The 18,319-nt window shown below is 56.3% G+C and carries 16 protein-coding genes and 1 tRNA gene; 7 read left to right on the top strand and 10 right to left on the bottom strand.

Annotated elements, in window-relative coordinates; genetic code table 11:
* Positions 1 to 4: 4 nt before the first annotated feature.
* From R5H23_RS12740 to R5H23_RS12755, 4 genes are all read right to left on the bottom strand, one after another.
* Positions 5 to 1,426: a mannose-1-phosphate guanylyltransferase/mannose-6-phosphate isomerase gene (locus R5H23_RS12740; RefSeq protein WP_317215721.1), complete on the bottom strand. Its 1,422-nt coding sequence runs from the start codon at positions 1,424 to 1,426 to the stop codon at positions 5 to 7.
* Between the two features lie 364 nt (positions 1,427 to 1,790).
* The gene (locus R5H23_RS12745) at positions 1,791 to 2,726 is read right to left on the bottom strand and encodes a DMT family transporter (protein ID WP_211508660.1); all 936 of its coding nucleotides are present in this window, start codon (positions 2,724 to 2,726) and stop codon (positions 1,791 to 1,793) included.
* Between the two features lie 93 nt (positions 2,727 to 2,819).
* Positions 2,820 to 3,725: an NAD-dependent epimerase/dehydratase family protein gene (locus tag R5H23_RS12750; protein ID WP_317215641.1), complete on the bottom strand. Its 906-nt coding sequence runs from the start codon at positions 3,723 to 3,725 to the stop codon at positions 2,820 to 2,822.
* A complete protein-coding gene (locus R5H23_RS12755; RefSeq protein ID WP_317215643.1) occupies positions 3,722 to 5,137 on the bottom strand; it encodes a hypothetical protein in 1,416 nt (471 codons plus the stop codon). The genes R5H23_RS12750 and R5H23_RS12755 overlap by 4 nt, the downstream gene beginning before the upstream one ends.
* Before the next feature lie 325 nt (positions 5,138 to 5,462).
* On the opposite strand from R5H23_RS12755, the gene rplM reads away from it, so the two are divergent.
* The 3 genes from rplM to R5H23_RS12770 all read left to right on the top strand — a co-directional run bounded on the left by rplM (position 5,463) and on the right by R5H23_RS12770 (position 7,707).
* Entirely contained in the window at positions 5,463 to 5,936 is a 474-nt protein-coding gene (rplM, locus tag R5H23_RS12760; protein ID WP_046901116.1) for a 50S ribosomal protein L13, read from the top strand.
* A 9-nt stretch (positions 5,937 to 5,945) separates the two neighbouring features.
* Positions 5,946 to 6,437, top strand: coding sequence for a 30S ribosomal protein S9 (gene rpsI, locus R5H23_RS12765; protein WP_010502298.1), 492 nt, complete (start codon positions 5,946 to 5,948; stop codon positions 6,435 to 6,437).
* Between the two features lie 190 nt (positions 6,438 to 6,627).
* On the top strand, positions 6,628 to 7,707 hold the full coding sequence (locus R5H23_RS12770; RefSeq protein ID WP_317215645.1) for a branched-chain amino acid aminotransferase: 1,080 nt from the start codon (positions 6,628 to 6,630) through the stop codon (positions 7,705 to 7,707).
* Positions 7,708 to 7,886: 179 nt separating this feature from the next.
* Here R5H23_RS12770 and R5H23_RS12775 read toward each other — a convergent pair.
* A tRNA-His gene (locus R5H23_RS12775) sits at positions 7,887 to 7,962 on the bottom strand.
* Positions 7,963 to 8,038: 76 nt separating this feature from the next.
* A complete protein-coding gene (locus tag R5H23_RS12780) occupies positions 8,039 to 8,902 on the bottom strand; it encodes an SDR family oxidoreductase (protein ID WP_099213128.1) in 864 nt (287 codons plus the stop codon).
* 173 nt (positions 8,903 to 9,075) lie between these two features.
* Here R5H23_RS12780 and R5H23_RS12785 point away from each other — a divergent pair, with 173 nt between their 5' ends.
* The 4 genes from R5H23_RS12785 to R5H23_RS12800 all read left to right on the top strand — a co-directional run bounded on the left by R5H23_RS12785 (position 9,076) and on the right by R5H23_RS12800 (position 13,020).
* On the top strand, positions 9,076 to 10,530 hold the full coding sequence (locus R5H23_RS12785) for a SulP family inorganic anion transporter (protein ID WP_317215647.1): 1,455 nt from the start codon (positions 9,076 to 9,078) through the stop codon (positions 10,528 to 10,530).
* Between the two features lie 83 nt (positions 10,531 to 10,613).
* Positions 10,614 to 11,228: a cupin domain-containing protein gene (locus R5H23_RS12790; protein ID WP_317215648.1), complete on the top strand. Its 615-nt coding sequence runs from the start codon at positions 10,614 to 10,616 to the stop codon at positions 11,226 to 11,228.
* A complete protein-coding gene (locus R5H23_RS12795; protein ID WP_317215649.1) occupies positions 11,225 to 11,650 on the top strand; it encodes a cupin domain-containing protein in 426 nt (141 codons plus the stop codon). The genes R5H23_RS12790 and R5H23_RS12795 overlap by 4 nt, the downstream gene beginning before the upstream one ends.
* A 203-nt stretch (positions 11,651 to 11,853) precedes the next feature.
* Positions 11,854 to 13,020 (top strand): OpgC family protein, encoded by a 1,167-nt coding sequence (locus R5H23_RS12800; RefSeq protein ID WP_211516188.1) that lies wholly within the window; start codon positions 11,854 to 11,856, stop codon positions 13,018 to 13,020.
* Here R5H23_RS12800 and hflX read toward each other — a convergent pair.
* The 4 genes from hflX to R5H23_RS12820 form a co-directional block, all read right to left on the bottom strand.
* Positions 12,993 to 14,300: a GTPase HflX gene (gene hflX / locus R5H23_RS12805; RefSeq protein ID WP_046901109.1), complete on the bottom strand. Its 1,308-nt coding sequence runs from the start codon at positions 14,298 to 14,300 to the stop codon at positions 12,993 to 12,995. The two genes, R5H23_RS12800 and hflX, sit on opposite strands and share 28 nt — an antisense overlap.
* A complete protein-coding gene (hfq, locus tag R5H23_RS12810; protein WP_369826498.1) occupies positions 14,297 to 14,512 on the bottom strand; it encodes an RNA chaperone Hfq in 216 nt (71 codons plus the stop codon). The genes hflX and hfq overlap by 4 nt, the downstream gene beginning before the upstream one ends.
* 96 nt (positions 14,513 to 14,608) lie before the next feature.
* A complete protein-coding gene (locus R5H23_RS12815; protein WP_046901107.1) occupies positions 14,609 to 16,015 on the bottom strand; it encodes a sigma-54 dependent transcriptional regulator in 1,407 nt (468 codons plus the stop codon).
* A complete protein-coding gene (locus tag R5H23_RS12820) occupies positions 16,005 to 18,299 on the bottom strand; it encodes a PAS domain-containing sensor histidine kinase (RefSeq protein WP_244974490.1) in 2,295 nt (764 codons plus the stop codon). Before R5H23_RS12820 ends, R5H23_RS12815 begins: the two co-directional genes overlap by 11 nt.
* Positions 18,300 to 18,319 lie beyond the last annotated feature (20 nt).

Genomic DNA, 18,319 nt, shown 5'->3' on the forward strand with positions numbered 1-18,319 from the left:
CAGATCAGCTTCGTGCGTATACGTCCTCAATGCGAACGATATCATCTTCCCCGAGATAAGGACCGGACTGAACTTCAATCAGGGTCAAGGGGATCTTGCCCGGATTTTCCAACCGGTGAACACAGCCTAACGGGAGATAGATGCTTTCGTTTTCACGAACCATCACCAAGTCTTCGTCACGTGTTACCAGGGCGGTTCCACCAACAACGACCCAGTGCTCCGCACGATGGAAATGCTTCTGCAAGGAGAGCTTCGCCCCTGGCTCGACTACGATACGCTTGACCTGGAAACGATCGGCCTGAATGAGGCTTTCGTAGAAGCCCCACGGACGATAGCACCGGTTGTGCGCAACAGCTTCCTTACGGCCTGCCTGCGCCAGCCGGTTTACCATGTGCTTCACATCCTGAGCACGATCACGATGCGAGACCATCACCGCATCAGGTGTCACCACCACGATCAGATCATCCACACCCGCAACTGTGGCGATGATCCCATCTGAACGGACGTAACAGTTGCGCGCATCATCAAGGAAAACATCGCCGAAGGTCGCATTTCCCTCTGCATCCTTGGGCGTCAGATCCCACAGAGCATCCCAGCTGCCAATATCCGACCACCCGAAATTACCCGGCACAACGGCTGCAAGCTTGGTGCGCTCGGCAATAGCGTAATCAACGGAAATATCCGGTGCAGCAGAGAAGCTTTCTTCTTCCAGCCGCTCGAAATCCATATCGGTATGGCGATTGCGTACCGACTGCCCAACGGTTTCGTAAATCCGGGGTTCGAACTTTTCGGTCTCCTTCAGGAATACGCCAGCCTTGGCAAAGAACATTCCCGAATTCCAGAGACACTTCTCGGACCGGAAAAGTTCTTCGGCTTTGGCAGCCTGCGGCTTTTCAATGAAACGGGAGACTTCATAGACGCCCTGTACACCGGCCAGTTCAGAACCGGCCTCAATGTATCCGTAACCCGTTTCCGGTCGCGTCGGCTTCATTCCAAACGTAACGATCCGGCCAGCCTCTGCAGCCTTCAAAGCATCTTTCAGGGAGTGCTGAAGAGCAGTCTCATCGGTGATGGCTGCATCAGCTGCCATAATCCAGAGGATGGCGTCTGGATCCTGCTCTGCAACCATGAAGGCCGCAGCAGCAATGGCAGGAGCGGAGTTTCGGCCAACCGGCTCAAGAACGATTTTGGCCTTGTGAATCCCCGCGTCGCGCAGTTGCTCAGCAACGATGAAGCGATGCTCTGAATTGCAGATGACAACCGGATCGGCAAAGCCCGCAGCTCGCCCTCGAAGAGCAGTTTCCTGGATGAGCGTCTTATCACTCAGAAGAGGCCAGAACTGCTTTGGATAGCTTTTGCGTGAAACCGGCCACAGGCGGCTTCCGGACCCACCAGAGAGGATGACTGGGACGACGTTCTGAACCATGGAGCAGATATTCTTCCACCAGTTAATAAAGTAGCCACGCACGTCCGCAGCCATAGTTGCGAACGATTTTACAGGGGCTAACGAGCATTGCCAATCGCGTCACGCATAAAGAACCTTTGAGACGCCCAAAAGTACATACGGACACATCGCGACAAAAATGAGATGCTCAGGTCAAAAATTGAGACAATTGCAGATACTCACAAGACTACCGCAAAAACGAAACCGCATCTTATTCTGACGATCACTAATCTTTTATAAGAGAAACATACGTTTCTGCAGAAACATCTCGCTACTCAACGCTTCTGAATGTCTCAGAAAATACTCAGCCAGCCCCTCATAAAGGCTCTAGCCCGCTACCCGCCACTCAAGCCACTTCGGCAGGCGGACGAGAAGACGGATGATGTTTTTGCCAATGCCCTTCAAGGGCCAGCCGTTCGTAATGAAGCTTCTGGCGCACCCAATGCAGCATGCCGGAAAGTGTTACGATAACGATGCCCACAAACGTCCAGTTATCCAACGGCTGATGAAAAAGCAGATAACTGAATGCGACTGCCCAGAGCATCTGACTGTACTGGGGCAATGCAACCCGATTAGCGGGCGCCAGAGCTGTTGCCATCATCATGAAGAGCTGACCAAGAGCGGCCAGGAAACCGTATCCGAACAAAAGCGCCCAGTTTCCAGCACCATGTGGCCACGTGGCGTGTGCCAGCATCAAAAGACCATCGCCGATCAGCGGGCCAAACAGGCTTGAGCCAAACAAGGACAGTCGAGCGCTCTGGTTGCCTGCCAGTCTGTAGGCAATCACACTGGCAGCATTCGCCATGGCTGCAATCACCGCACAGAGGTGCCCCAGATGAAACGCCCGCACACCCGGTCGTAGAACGATCAGGACCCCGAGAAATCCCACACCGACTGAAAGCCAGGTCCACCCGGAGACCTTTTCTTTCAGAATTCCGACGGAAATCAGGGTCACGAAAAATGGCATCAGAAACATGAGCGACAATGCCTCTGGCATCGGCAGCAGCATAAAAGCCATGACACTGGAAGCCGTGGACACAAATGTCGCAAACGCACGCAACAGCCACATGGACGGGCGATCCGTCGCGAAAATATCGGAATAGGATTCCTGTGGCTTTCGGATGAACGGCAGAATCAGAAAACCGAAAATACCGCCTGAAAAAGCAACTTCAAACGGATCCAGCTGCCCAGCAAGGCCTTTGGAACAGGCATCGCTAATGGAAAAAAGGGCAAAAGCCGCGAAAGACAACATCATGCCTGATGAGAGGAACTTCAGATTCACCCGATGAGTCTCCACGCATTCCGGACCGTCATAATGGCCCGGAGACTATGGAGACCTCATCTGCCGCGCAGTCAATGTGACAAAACATTAAAACTAAACTGTATGATCCTGATGAGCGGGCGGCACTGCCAAAAGATTCTGCAGCCCTATCTCCAACGGCATCGGGTTCACGCCCAGGCGCTCCCTCATCGGAGCAATATCGAAATTCTTGTCTTCCAAAAGGCGTCGGATTTCTTCCGGCGCAATTGTGGGCAGCTTAGGAACGTGCCGCATGATGTGAGCAGCAGCGATCAGAAACCACGCAGGAAGCGAGATGATTGGCCGACCACCGAGCCCTGAAAAGTAGAGAATCATCCGAACAAACGTTCGGTAGGGAACAGCATTGGGGCCAGCGATGACAAAAACCTCTGGCCCGCTGACTTTCCCACCCAGAATAAGATCAATGGCCGCAACAACGCAGCGCGTGACGTCCTGCTGATGAATGGGCTGAACCAGCGAGCGCCCACCACCAGGAAGTGGAACAATCGGCAGACGCTCCAAAAGCCGCGCAAGCCGCTGCACATTATCCTCTCCCTGAGCACCATAAATCATCGTCGGGTGCAGAAGAATGGAAGGGCGGCCATCTGCCTTGAGGGCAGCTTCGCCTGCCAGCACCCCACGACCATGATCATCCAGCCACCGCGTAAACTTGCGAGTGCTGCCAAGAGCAACAACAGGCGCACGGGTTGCAAGCAGAATGGCTGGAAGATGACGGGCATGAGCTGTATTCACGACAACGTCCGCCTGCTCCAACGCAATTGGAAGAGCAACCGGATCTGTCAGATCGGCCTGCCTTACGGCTGTGCACATCTCTGTAAGATCAGGAGCCAGTTTTCCTCGGCTCCGCACAATAGCGATGACACTGCGCCCTTGAGCAATCAGCTGACGACAGAGCGCCGAGCCTGAACGACCACTGGCGCCAATAACGCAGATCGTAGACGTGCTGGCGCTTTGGCTCACTGGACAGTCACCTTGAGATTATCCGGCGACATCAACGTCATGGCTGCCGTAGGCGACGACGCTATTGCTGCTAATGCCGTGAGCGTCAAAGGCGGCTTTGGCGTCAGAGTAATCGATAACGTGCGGTCATTGGGGTTGGCGAAGTAATCCGGCAGAGCCGCCAGGGCAGGATATGGCGACAGCCCCATTTCCATTCCCTGCGCGAGAACCGTTCTTGCCTGGTCCTGCGCTGCACCGTCCAGAGGGCGTCCTGCATTCAGGGACGGAAGAGACTGCACCAGACGATCGCCATGCAAGGTGAGAGTCACCTGCGCCAGCTGAATGGCATCATGCGGATTTTTGGCTGTTCCAACCTTGAGCTGCTGATCCGAAGGACCGAGCAAATTCATGCCGAAATGAGCTTCGGTGAAGTTTGGAATGTTCAAGACACCCTGCACATGCAGTTCGCCCGTCTGCGCAATCCGCTCTTGCGTATATTTCAAGGTTGAAGAATGCCCATCAATATGGACCGGCACCTTGCCGCTTGAAGAGTGTGTGTGAAAACCCTCTCCTTCGAAAACCGTCGTGTCTTTGCCGCTTTTACGCGTTCCTGTACCAATCAGCGTATCCATGCTGAACGTTCTGTCTGCCGAAATGATCTGCGTGCCGCTCAGCTTCATGCTTTCAAGAGGTGGCAGCGCATAGGCAGCGGCCTCGTTCCCCGCCTGCTCGTAGGCAATCCGGGTGGCAAGTTCAGGCTGGCGAAGCTGGAAATTTTTCAGAGACATCTGCACTGACATGGCGCGAGGCGTTCCGTCAGGCTGAAGCGTCGTACGGGACGCAATGGCAAGGCCGTTCTGGATCGCGATCGTTGTCGTGCGTCCCGGGCCGTAACCAGCAATCTGGATCGAATCTGACGTCAGACTGTTGAAATGCATGCTGTTCGGCTGAAGAACCTGCGAAAGATTCTGCACCGACAGATGATCTATATATCCACGCTCCAGATTCAGATGCCCCAGATCAAGCGACTCCAAACCGCTTTTCCCTGCGGGAGCCGGCGGCGTCACCAGATGATTCAGAGTGACGGAATGAGCCCGGATGACCGCAGTAGGCGTCTGGAGGGACGGATCCACCATATCCATGTGGGACAGCGTCAGGCCACCATCAGGTGTCGGGATTGGATGACCCAGACGTAAAGTATGTGCCCGGAACGTCATGTTGCCATTCTGAAGAATGACATCCGTCAGCAACGCTCCACGGGCGAGAATGGCCGGGCGCGCGGCGGAATAGCTCAGGGTTGCTCCCACAGGAAGGGAGGCACGGAACCGGGAAATCCCCCGATCAAGCGCAACAGAGGCTGCGTGATGGATACCAATCGCGCTCATTCCAGCGATGACTGCGAGCAGGCTCGTTGTGAGCCAAGGGCGTTTCACGTTGTTTTTCCTGTTTTTCATCGACACTGGGGACAGGAAGATGCGGTCCCTGAATTGAGGGCAGGATACCATTCCGGGCGTCCGGGGCAAATCAGGCCCAAAAAAATTGCGGTATTATAATACCTCATAGCTCAAAATGGCTGGAAACCGGGCCGAATCAGCCATCATGATTCCAAAAGATGACTTGACGGAAAGCCGCGAGCCCGCAATAAGGCCGCACCTGATCCGCTTTCCAGGCAGCAGCATTCTCAGCAGAGGATGTTTCTGTTTTTGAAAGCGCCATCCACGGCGCGGCCCTGTCGCGCCCCAAGCTGGAATGTCACTAATGAAGACCACACGTTCGCTGAAGCCGGCGGAGGTGACGAAGAACTGGGTGCTGATCGACGCCGAAGGGCTCGTTCTCGGCCGTCTCGCCACCATCATCGCTACTCGTCTCCGCGGCAAGCACAAGCCGCAGTTCACCCCGCACGTCGACTGCGGTGACAACATTGTTGTCATCAACGCAGAAAAGATCGCTCTGACGGGTAACAAGTTCGGCCAGAAGCTCTTCCATTACCACACGGGTCATCCGGGTGGCATCAAGGAGCGCACCATCACGCAGCGTCTCACGGGCAAGAACCCGGGTCACGTTGTCGAGAAGGCTGTTGAGCGCATGATCACGCGCGGTCCGCTGCAGCGTGCTCAGATGAAGCACCTTTATGTTTACGCTGGTTCCGAGCACCCGCATGACGGCCAGAAGCCTGTCAAGCTGGACGTGGCTGCCCTGAACCGCAAGAACACAATCTCACACGAGTCGTAAGGCCTGACCATGTCCGAGACCCAAGAGCGCACCGGCACGCTGCAGGACCTTGCGAGCGTTGCTCCTGCAGTAGCCACCAACGCCGCCCCGGTTCACGAAGTAAAGCGTGACGCCCAGGGCCGTTCCTATGCTACCGGCCGTCGTAAGGACGCCGTAGCCCGTGTGTGGATCAAGCCTGGCAAGGGTGACATCATCGTCAATGGCCGTCCGGTCACGACGTATTTTGCCCGTCCGGTTCTGCGCATGCTTCTGACGCAGCCGTTCCTGATCGCTGACCGTTACAACCAGTTCGACGTGTATTGCACAGTCGCTGGTGGTGGTCTGTCCGGCCAGGCTGGTGCAGTTCGTCACGGTATCTCCCGTGCACTGACGCACTACGAGCCGAGCCTGCGTGGCATCCTGAAGGCTGCTGGCTTCCTGACGCGTGACAGCCGTATTGTCGAGCGTAAGAAGTACGGCCGTGCGAAGGCACGTCGTTCCTTCCAGTTCTCGAAGCGCTGATCCGTCAGCTTTTCGAAGCTTTGGAGAAACCCCGGTCACGATGTGGCCGGGGTTTTTTCATGCCTGACGCGCAAACTTTAATTTCTATCAGAAAGTGAATTTGGAAATAATATTTCCCTATCGCCTCTCCCCAACTCCTGTGGCAGAGTGCCCCGCACGTTTATCAGAGTAGCTTGCGGAAGTTCTTTTCATGACGACCTTCACTATTGAAAAAACCGAAACCCCGATGGACCCGGCTCATCGCGCGCAGCTTCTTGTCAGCCCGGCTTTCGGTCGTGTTTTCACTGATCATATGGCGACCATTCGCTATACGAGCGAAAAAGGCTGGCACGACGCCAAAATTACAGCGCGCCGCCCCCTGAGCATTGATCCGGCGTCCACAGTCCTGCACTACGGACAGGAAATTTTCGAGGGCATGAAAGCCTATCGGGAAGCCGATGGTCATATCGCGACGTTCCGTCCGCAAGCCAACGCAGCCCGTTTCGCAGCCTCAGCCCGCCGGATGGGCATGGCTGAACTGCCCGAAGACCTCTTCATTCAAGCCGTGGATGAACTTGTCCGCATTGACCAGGACTGGGTTCCGGCTGGGGAAGGACAAAGCCTCTATCTTCGCCCCTTCATGATCTCCAATGAGGTGTTCCTCGGCGTAAAGCCTGCAAGCGAATACCTGTTCATTGTCATCGCCTGCCCGGTAGGCGCCTATTTCAGTGCAGGCTGCGTCTCTGTCTGGGTTTCCGAGTTTTACACCCGAGCAGCGATTGGCGGCACGGGCGAAGCGAAGTGCGGCGGCAACTATGCCGGCAGCCTTGTCGCTCAGGCCGAAGCCAAGGAGAAAGGCTGCGATCAGGTTCTGTTCCTCGATGCCCGTGAACGCCGCTATGTTGAAGAAATGGGCGGCATGAACGTGATGTTCGTGCGCAACGACGGCAAGATCGTCACGCCTCCCCTCGGAGGCACCATTCTACGCGGCATTACCCGTGACAGCCTGATCAGACTGGCTGCTGACAACGGCATCGAAGTCATCGAAGAACCCGTTGAAATCGACGAGATCTTCACAGGAGCCGTATCCGGGAAATACACCGAAGCCTTCGCCTGCGGCACTGCTGCCGTGCTTTCACCCGTTGGCAAGCTGGTTCGTCCTTCCGGAGAAGCCGTATTTGGCTACGGCGAGACGCCGGGTCCGGTAGCAACCAAACTGAAGAAAATTTTGACCGATCTTCAGGGTGGCCGCACCAATGACGCCCATGGCTGGGTGCATCGCATCGTCTGACGACAAAAAAACTCCTGTCAGTTCAATACTGACAGGAGTTTTTACAGCTTTGATAACCACAGATCAGGCTTTCAGCTTCTGATCGGCACCGCATGCGGATTGCGCAGTCACACATCCGAAAGAACGCACGCAAACCCGTAATGGGCTTTAGTCAGGCAATATTTTTTAAGAGAGATTGCTGGGGCGAATGACGGGGATCGAACCCGCGACAACCGGTACCACAAACCGGCGCTCTACCGACTGAGCTACATCCGCCACACAGCGATGCGTTCTTTAGAGAAAGGTTCAGCTGGCGTCTAGCCCTTTCTCAAAGTTTTCTTCAATTTTCTGCTTAGATAACAGGGACACCACCAGTTACAGCGATATTGGCACCCGAAACGTAACTTGCCTCATCACTGGCCAGAAAGACATAGGCCCCGGCGAGCTCCGCAGGTTGCCCCGGTCTTTTCATCGGACCATCTGCTCCGAAATTGCGAACGTGTTCTCCGCCCATGGTTGCGGGAATTAGCGGCGTCCAGATTGGCCCGGGAGCAACCGTATTTGAACGTATTCCCTGTTCCGCCAGCAACTCTGCCAGACCACCACTGAAGTTCAATATGGCGCTTTTGGTTGCCGAATAGGCCAACAGCTTTGGCTTTGGCCGATCCGCATTGACGGAGACGGTGTGAATCAGGGAGCCGCCTTCAGGCATATGAGGAACAACCAGCCGCGATAGACGGAACACCGCGCCTGAATTCGTATCAAACGTCAGATCCCATTCGTCTTCGCTGACATCTTCCAGAGATTCACGTTCGATCTGAAAGGCAGCATTATTGACGAGCACATCCACCTTGCCGAACTCGGCCACCGTCTTGTCGACGATTTCCTTGCAGACGAAGCGCTCTTTAATGTCTCCCGGCAAGAGCAGCGCTTTTCTGCCAGCCTTCTCGACCCACGCAGCAGTCTCACGGGCGTCGTCCATTTCTTCGGGCAGGAACGACAACGCCACGTCTGCGCCTTCCCGCGCAAAGGCAATGGCGACAGCACGGCCGATCCCGGAATCCCCTCCGGTAATGATTGCCGTTTTCCCCCTCAGGCGCCCATTCCCCACATAGGTCTGCTCGCCATGATCAGGCTTGGGTGTCATTTCCGATGTCTGGCCAGGAATATGCTTCTGCAATGGCGTGTCGAACGGGGGCTTCGGATATCGGCTCATGTCGAACTCCTTAAGTTGTCGCCATGCCAACGCCGTTAATGCCGTGAATGTTCAATCATCTTTCGACGTGAACATCTTCAATCCCGCTTCAAGGCACGTTACACTGGCTGCATCATTGCCGCGCCGGGCCCGAATACGTCGCACCCTGTAGCTCTTCACTCTCAAGGATTGTCATGACACCCGCTCTCTACCGCCGCCAGTGGGGACAAAACCCGCTGCGTGAGGTTCTGGCTGGCATGGTCGGCACGTTTGCCCTCATTCCCGAAGTCATTGCCTTCTCTTACATCGCCGGGGTTTCGCCTGCGGTCTCGCTGTTCGCGTCTTTTGTCATTTCGGTCTCAATCGCAATTTTTGGTGGCCGACCTGGAATGATCTCAGGAGCTGCTGGATCTGTTGCTCTTGTTGCGGCGCCACTCGTACATGCCCACGGCGTGCAGGCCATGCTGCTCGCCACCCTGATTGCCGGCGCTCTACAGATCGTCTTCGGCCTTCTGCGCCTTCAGGCCGTTATGCGGTTTGTTTCTGCGGAAGTTCGCACAGGCTTCGTCAATGCCCTGGCCATCATGATCTTTTCCGCACAGGTGCCACAGCTATTGGGTGTTGGCTGGGAAACTTACGCCCTGATCGCTCTGGGTCTCGTCATCATCTACCTGCTTCCCAAGATTTCTGACGCCATCCCATCCCCATTGATCTGCATTGTCCTGCTGACGGTCATCACAATGGTCCATCCAATGCCTGTTCACACGGTGTCAGATCTGGGTGAACTCCCAACTGGTCTCCCTCACCTCACTATTCCCCACATCAACCTGGACTGGGCGACCCTGTCAGCCGTTATTCCCTATGCCGTCGCCATGGCTGCCGTGGGTTTGCTGGAATCCATGATGACAGCATCAGTCGTCGATGACCTGACGGACACGCACGGCAATCAACGTATGGAGTGCACTGGTCTTGGCATCTCCAACATCCTCGTTGGAGCATTCGGTGGCATTGCCGGGTGCGGCATGATCGGCCAGACAGTCGGCAATCTGCGTTACGGCGGCCGTGGACGTCTCTCCACCTTCACGGCAGGCGCTTTTCTGCTCGCCCTGATGGTCCTTCTTCATCGCTGGGTGGGACAGGTTCCGATGGCCGCCTTGGTCGCCATCATGATTATGGTTTCGATCAGCACATTCTCCTGGGGCAGCCTGCGAGACGTTACACGTCAGCCCAAGCTTTCAAGCCTGACAATGCTTGTGACCGTTATTGTGGTGGTGCTGACGCATGATCTGGCTGCCGGCGTTCTGGCCGGGGTGCTGCTATCAGGTGTGTTCTTTGCCTGGCGCGCTGCCAGCCTTCTGACCGTAACGAGCCACCGCGAGGGATCAACAGAGACCTACACGATTTCCGGACAGGTCTTTTTTGCATCCGCAGACGGCCTTTCGGCTGAAATTGACTATCTGACGAACGCTGACCTCGTCGTACTCGATTTAACGCATGCAAGGTTCTGGGATGTCACGTCCGTTCAGGCACTGGAAAAGGTTCTGGACAAGCTTCGAAGTCATGGACGTACAGTTGAAGTCACAGGTCTGAAGCATGAGCAGCATGGCATAATTGCATCCCAGTCAGACAATACGCTTCTGGCGATGTGAGACGCCTCTAAGGAAATATCGCGTCCGGGCAGGAAGCAGGATACAAAGGCCTCCTCATGATCGTGAGAAGGAAAGCTGCCCGGATGCGCAGATTTATTATTGCCAGCCTCATATGCTCCATCGTGGCATCTGGGGCTTCAGCTTCCGCGCAGCCCGCGCCTCAGAACAGCGACGCTGCGGCCCAGATCCCTGCCGCGGCACAGGCTCTGATCAATCGCTACAAGATGCAGCCAGTTCCTGTAGAAGGCGGCTGGTTTTCCCAGCTTCAGCGCACCACAGAGACTATTGCTGGCTCGGCTTTGCCTGCCCGTTATGATGGCGTCACGCACCCTTTGTCCACGGCAATCCTCTTTGTAGAAACACGGCGTGACTTCTCCGCACTTCATAGCCTGAAGACAGCCGAGATCTGGCATTTCTATGCTGGAGACCCCGTTCATCTTTTACTGCTTCACCCTAATGGACAGGGCGAGAGCATTACGCTGGATAAAGATCATCCCGCGTATGTCGTGCCGGAAGGTGTTTGGCAGGGTTCAGCCCCCGCTGGGCCATCAGGCTGGTCATTTGTCGGCACGACCATGGCGCCAGGCTTTATTCCAGAAGATTTTCAGTTAGGTGAACGCAACGCCCTTAGCGAGCGTTACCCTGCCTTCCGCAAGCAGATCTCTGCCCTCACCCGTGTGAAAGACAAGGTCCAATGAAGATCAGCCTTGGTATTCTGTCGCTTCTGTTTGCACCTGGCTTGGCTGCCGCACAGGTTGTTCACCCCGACCATGTTCCAGCTATTTATCCTGCGCCCGGAAGCACGCTACAGGAATTCATCGGTATCGGCGCTGCGCTTCCCTCCCATCATCAGAGCATCGCACTCTTCACCCTGACTGCCGGAACGGCCTACCCTGAGAGCTACAATCGACACTCGGAAGAAATCTTCCTGATTCATGAGGGAGAGGGCACGGTCTGGCTCGGAGATCAGGCTAATCCCGTCAAAGCCGGGGACGTCATTCGCGTCAGCCCACATCTGAAGCATAAAATCGCGGCTGCCCCCCACTCATCTCTGAGTTTTTACGCGATTTCGGCTCCGCCTTTCTCCGCAGACGACTACGTTCAGACGCCTCCTCGCTAGCGGATTTCATCTCAGAAGCAATTTCCTTCAGGAAATTTAATATCTCTGAAATTTTATCAATATTAAAAGAATTACATCACTGTTCTTGTGAAGCAGAAGACACAGTCTGCTTTCACCCCGCGGTTCTGTTTTCCATACAATCTTTAATGTTGCGGTAATCGAGTCTTCATACTCCGGTTTGATGAAAACTGTATTAAGGCCCTATGCAGCTGCCAGCCTCTTCGTCCGATGCACAGCCTTTACCGCGCAAGCATACCCGCGATCATCGTGTCGATGCACTGCGAGGCGCAGCTCTGCTGATGATGCTGGCTGACCATGTGCCTGATAATCTCATCAACAGAATTACCATTCGCAATTTCGGCTTTGCCGACGCAGCTGAAATCTTCGTCATGCTGGCAGGATATGCCTCCTATCTGGCATATGGTCGGTTGATCGACCGCGACGGGTGGACCAGCGGTATCCGCCGCATCCTGTCACGCTGCGCTAAGCTCTATATCTATCAGACAGCCATGACACTGGTGTTCGTCTGGACCGTCCGGCACTGGCGCCATTACGAGCCCGTACCTGAATATATTCTTGAGCCTCAGCTGGCCCACGGATACGGCTGGCTATGGCGCATCCTGACATTCGATGCGCTCCCGAGCTACCTGAACATCCTACCGCTTTATATCGTTCTTCTGGCTCTTTTCCCGCTGATCTACGCTGCCCTCAAGAAAAGCGTCTGGCTGCTGCTTGGCGTCAGTGCGGCCATCTGGGCGATTGCCAATATCGATCCGCGCATCACGGTTCCAAACTGGCTGGACCCGAATGGCTGGTACATGAATCCGTTCGGTTGGCAGTTTCTATATATTCTGGGTGTGCTCGGTGCGGTTTGGGCATCAAAGCATAATGGCGATCTGCCAGCCCGAACATGGGCCAAAGTGCTGTGTGGAAGCTACCTGATTGGCGCCTTTATCCTCTGCTTTCCGTATGAATACTGGCACCTGAGCGGGCTGCGCCTGTTTCCGGCCCCACCCAATAATGGGAAATCGACCCTCGCCGTCTGGCGATTGTTCGACATTATGTCGATCTTTTATCTCGTGCAGTCTTCACGTGTTCTACGTCGTTTTTCAGCAGATCGTCTGGGTCAGATTCTGGCTTTGCTTGGCAGAAATTCACTGGAAGTGTTCTCGTTCGGCACAGTGCTGGATTTGCTAGGGCGCCTGATCCTCGGTAGTTTTGGAACAGGCTTGGGCCTTCAAATCATTATTAATGTCCTGGGGCTTATTCTGACCTTCGCGCTGGCAATCCCGCTGGACCGCTCCCGCCAGAGGGCGAAAGCGGCCCGTGCACGCATGGCCCCTCAGGCCGTAGCAGCACGTCCGGGATAGCTGATTTCAAAGCGCTCACAGTCCATGGGGAAGAGACGGACCTGCACATCCATCCCGCCCTCATGATCAAACCGCTCGACCACTTCGCCATGCTGGTAAAGCCAGGCCAGTGCTGCACCGTCCTGCAGGGACAGACTGACTTTCACATCCTGCATGGACTGCGTCAGGTACTGGTCCAGTGTCTCGAACAGATCCGGGATGCCATCGCCTGTGATGGCCGAAATCACCACAGCGTTGTCACGCTTCGGCACGGCTTCGACACCACCGATCAGGTCTGCTTTGTTCAGAACCTCGATGGTTCGTTCCGGCCATTGGGCATCCAGCATGCCGTCCCGCACCATGCCGTCCAGAACATTCAGCACGTCAGCACGCTGAGCGGCACTATCCGGATGAGCCACATCACGAACATGCAAAATGACATCTGCCTGCGAGACTTCTTCCAAGGTTGCCCGGAAGGCAGCAATCAGTTCTGTCGGCAGATCGCTGATGAATCCCACCGTGTCAGACAGGATAACGTTCCGTCCTGAAGGCAAACGCAGCGCGCGCATCGTAGGGTCCAGCGTCGCGAAGAGCTGGTTTTCAGCATGGACTGCCGCGCCTGTCAGCGCGTTGAAGAGCGTGGACTTACCCGCATTGGTGTATCCCACAAGGGCAACAATCGGGAATGGAACCCGCTTGCGGGCGTCCCGATGCAGACCACGTGTGCGCCGAACCTGCTCCAGCTCTTTTTTGATCCGGCCGATCCGGTCCGCGAGCATTCGCTTATCTGCTTCGATCTGCGTTTCGCCCGGTCCACCAAGGAAGCCGAAGCCACCGCGCTGACGCTCAAGATGGGTCCACAGACGTACAAGACGGGAGCGCTGATATTCGAGATGGGCCAGTTCGACCTGCAACACACCCTCTCGGGTGGCGGCACGGGCGCCGAAAATATCAAGGATCAGACCCGTCCGGTCCATAACCTTGCACCCCAGCGCCTTTTCCAGATTGCGCTGCTGCCCCGGAGACAGGCGGGCATCGATAATGACGACATCGACCTGATCCAGCTTCACGGCTTCGGCAAGCTGTTCAACCTGCCCGCTACCCAGCAGCGTTGCCGGGCGACGCGCCCGAAGCAGAATTGCCGCCTGCCGAACGATCACCAGTCCGATGGAGGCAGCAAGACCCACCGCCTCTTCCAGACGGGCATCTGCAGCCCGGATATCTTCCTGCTGTCCCGATTTTTCCCACGGGAGAATGACAGCAGCACGCGTGGCAGGCTTCTTGGTATCAAATCCGCTCAAAGTTCATTGTCCGCAAACCGCGGGAGGGCTCCCACGGGCATGATTGTACTGATGGCATGCTTGTAAATGAGTTGAACATGCCCATCCCGGCGCAGCAGCAGCGTGTGGCTGTCAAACTGAGCTACGACCCCCTGAAGCTTCACGCCATTGACGAGAAACACCGTGACCGGTGCCTCGATCTGATGGAGATGCTGGAGGAAAACTTCCTGCACAGCGTCTCTTCCGGCGGAAGTGGATGAAGTTTCTGACGTCACGATAATTTTGACTCGCCGGCCCTGAGGAAAAAAGGAATTGGGATCACTGCCCGTTTATCCCCCGACTGCCGGTGACGTCGAGCGATCTTCCTGTGTGGTAACACCAAGCTGCTTCAGCTTGCGATGCAATGCACTGCGTTCCATGCAGACGAAATTGGCCGTCCGGCTGATATTGCCGCCAAACCGCATGAGCTGAACCTGTAGATACTGCGTTTCAAACAGGTCTCGGGCCTCTCGAAGCGGCAGACTCATAACGTCTGCCCCGGAGTTCAGGCGCGTCATGGACGGCGCACCCTGGCTGATACTGGATGGCAGCATATCAGCCCGGATCGGGTCACTCCCCGAGCCCGGCATCATGATGAGCAGACGCTCCATCAGGTTCCGCAGTTCACGCACATTGCCGGGCCACTCATAAGCCTGCAACGCCGCAAGCGCATCCACGGAAAGTTCGCGGATCGGCAATCCCGAAGACTGCGCGCAACGCTCCAGAAAGTGCTTGGCCAATCCCGGAATATCTTCACGGCGCTCCCGGAGTGAAGGGATGCGCAGAGGGACCACGGCCAACCGGTAATACAAATCTTCCCGGAAGCGATGCGCCATGATTTCAGACTGAAGATCACGGTTTGTCGTGGCAATAACCCGTACATCGACCTTGAGGCGTGTGTTGCCTCCAATCCGCTCAAACGTCTGGTCCTGCAAAGCACGAACGATCTTGCCCTGCGTCTCCAGCGGCATATCCGCCACCTCATCGAGCAGCAACGTTCCGCGATGAGCACGCTCCAGAACGCCACGGCGTGCGGGCTGGCCGTCCGTACCATCCAGACCGAACAGCTCTTCTTCAAAACGGTTCGGCGCGAGCGTGGCACAGTTCAGCGCGATGAACGGACCTTCCGCACGACGGGAGCGCGCATGAATCATCCGCGCGGCCACTTCCTTGCCTGAACCGGCTGGGCCGGTAATCAGCACCCGGGAATTGGTCGGGGCCACGCGTTCGATCTGGGCACGAACAGCCGAAACAGCAGCCCCTTCCCCCGATAGCGTCGTCTCAGGCCCGGCCCGCAGTCGCAGCTCCGCATTTTCGCGCTGCAAGCGGGCAGCTTCCAAAGCACGCTGAACCACCAGAAGCAGACGATCGGACTGGAACGGCTTCTCAATGAAGTCGTAGGCACCATGCTTAAGACTGGCGACAGCCGTCTCAATAGTGCCGTGACCCGAAATCATCAGCGTAGGCAGACCTGGCTCTTCAGCCTGCATGACCTTGAGCAGTTCAATCCCATCCAGCTTGGAACCCTGCAACCAGATGTCCAAAATGGCCAAGGACGGCCTGTGTGCCCTGAAAAGCTCCAAAGCCTGATCGGAGTTCGCGGCCGTGCGGGTCGCATATCCTTCGTCGTTCAGGATACCTTCGATCAGGAACCGGATATCCGGCTCGTCATCGACGATCAGAATCTCATGTTCCATCTGTCACCCTCATGATCCGGTCTTCCTTCTCTCCTGCACCACCCAGCTCCGCCAGAGGCAGAGACAGTGTGACGAGTGTCCCGCGCCGTCCGGATGACGGATCGGGGTCCCGATCAGTGAGCTGAAGCATCCCGGCATGGTCCTCCATGATCTTTTTGACAATCGCAAGGCCAAGACCTGTGCCCTTCGCCTTGTGTGTCACATAAGGCTCGGTCAACCGGTGGCGTTCCCCAGTCGGCAGACCAATCCCGTCATCTTCTATCCCTAGCAGGACATGCCCGTCCCGAATGTGCAAGCCCACCACAATGTGTCCAATTGGCTGCATCAGGGCATCAGACGCATTTTCCCGCAATTTTCCGCGGTCTGTCATGGTTATGGCATCTGCCGCATTCTGCAGAAGGTTTGTCAGTGCCTGCCCTATGAGTCGCCGATCACACCGAACGATAGGCCCTGAGGGCGGCAGATCACGTGTTTCGAACACAATGTCGGGATGAGCGTTTCTTTGCAGCACCAGCGCTTCCCGGCAGATCCGGGAAAAGTCCTCGTTCTGCATCACGGGTTGTGGCATCCGTGCAAAAGCCGAGAACTCATCCACCATCCGGCCGATATCCCCGACCTGCCGGACAATTGTGTCGACAAGCTGCGTATATGTGTCTGGATCGCTCTGAATTTCTTTCAGGAAGCGACGTTTCAGCCGCTCTGCTGCAAGCTGGATTGGCGTCAAAGGGTTCTTGATTTCATGCGCCACGCGTCGGGCCACGTCGGCCCAGGCCGCTTTACGCTGCGCTGACTGAAGCGCCGTGATGTCATCGAAGGTTACGACGTATCCAGCGACATCCGTGCCGCGGAGCTCAGCCACGATCCGCACCAAGAGTGTTCGTCCGGCACCCGCACCGCCACCGTCACCAGGCCCTCCCGGGCGCTGTGCGCCATCCGTATCCACCTGGATTTCATCAGTATGGACGCGTTCCGGCGCCTGCCTTGCCTTGTCCAGCAGAGCTGAAAATTCCGGGACACTGACAGAGAGCCTCATGCCGATCGCAGGTTGCAAATCCCGCTGGAGCACGACGGAAGCAGCCCTATTCGGCAGTTCGATCACCTGTCCCCGGTCCAGACCTATGACACCAGCCGACACACCTGCCAGAACAGTTTCCGTAAATCGCCGGCGCTCATTGATCTGATCGTAAGCCTGCATCAGTTCTGACCGCTGACTTTCAAGCTGGTCGGTCATACGGTTGAAGGCGCGGGAGAGCCCCACAACCTCATCGTCCTTTTCACGGCTCGTCTTTGCTGGCACCGGAACACGCACACCCAGATCACCTTGGGAAATGCGCGTCGCTGCAAGAATGAGAAGGCCTAGCGGGTTCGCAATACGGTTGGCCAACGCAAGCCCCGTCAACATGCCAACAGCCAAAACCAGCAGCCCCATCAGGCCGAAGATCACCACGACAGTGACCTGCGTTTTGCCCCGATTGGCAATCATGTGCTGGTAGTCCTGCACGAGCTCGTTTGTACGCCGCATATGCTCGAGGACATCAGGATCGACGGGTCGGGTAATGACCAGCATGAGCCCCGAATTCCCGCCCAGCGAGACAATGGCGCGCACCATGCGCTGATCAGGGCGGTTGAGGATAGCGACGTCTCCCCCGCGTGCCATCTCCACCACAGACTTGGGCGGTAAAGGCGGCAGGGTATTCATGTCCGTCTTGCCGAGAAGACCACCGACACCCAGGACCTTGTCCGTGAGCGGATCGAAGACCTCCGCATCGGTCAAACCGCGCTCGTAAACCTCATCGTCCAGCAGTTCCTGCAAACGGGATGGATTGTGGAACAGGTCTGTCCCGTGTGTGAACAGCTCATCGTTCTGAATAAGGATCAGCGTATTTGCGAGGGCAAATGCTTCTGTACGGATATTGTCGTTATGCTCCCGCAGATACCCCGCTGCTACAGAGCGGGCCTCCGTCAGGGCATTACTGACTCGATTGGAAAACCAGATCTCCACGCCGTAATGGAAGAATAGCGCTGCAACAGCTCCCACGACGATGGTCGGTGCAACAGCGACAATTCCAAACAGGGTAATGAGGCGCGCATGAAGCCTTGCACCGGCTAACCCAAGCCGCCGTTCTGCCATCATGCGCCCGATCTGCACCACCCCTGCTGCCGTGATCAGCATGAGCATGATGAAGTCGAGCAGGAAGATGATGGCCTGCACCTGCGGGCGATGCGCCAGTGACATGCCACCCGCGAGAACGACAAAAGTCGCGAACGCCAGAATCAATGCCATGACGGTTAGAAGAACCACCC

The sequence above is a fragment of the Gluconobacter sp. GP1 genome (genome assembly GCF_032913585.1).
Lineage (GTDB): Bacteria > Pseudomonadota > Alphaproteobacteria > Acetobacterales > Acetobacteraceae > Gluconobacter > Gluconobacter cerinus.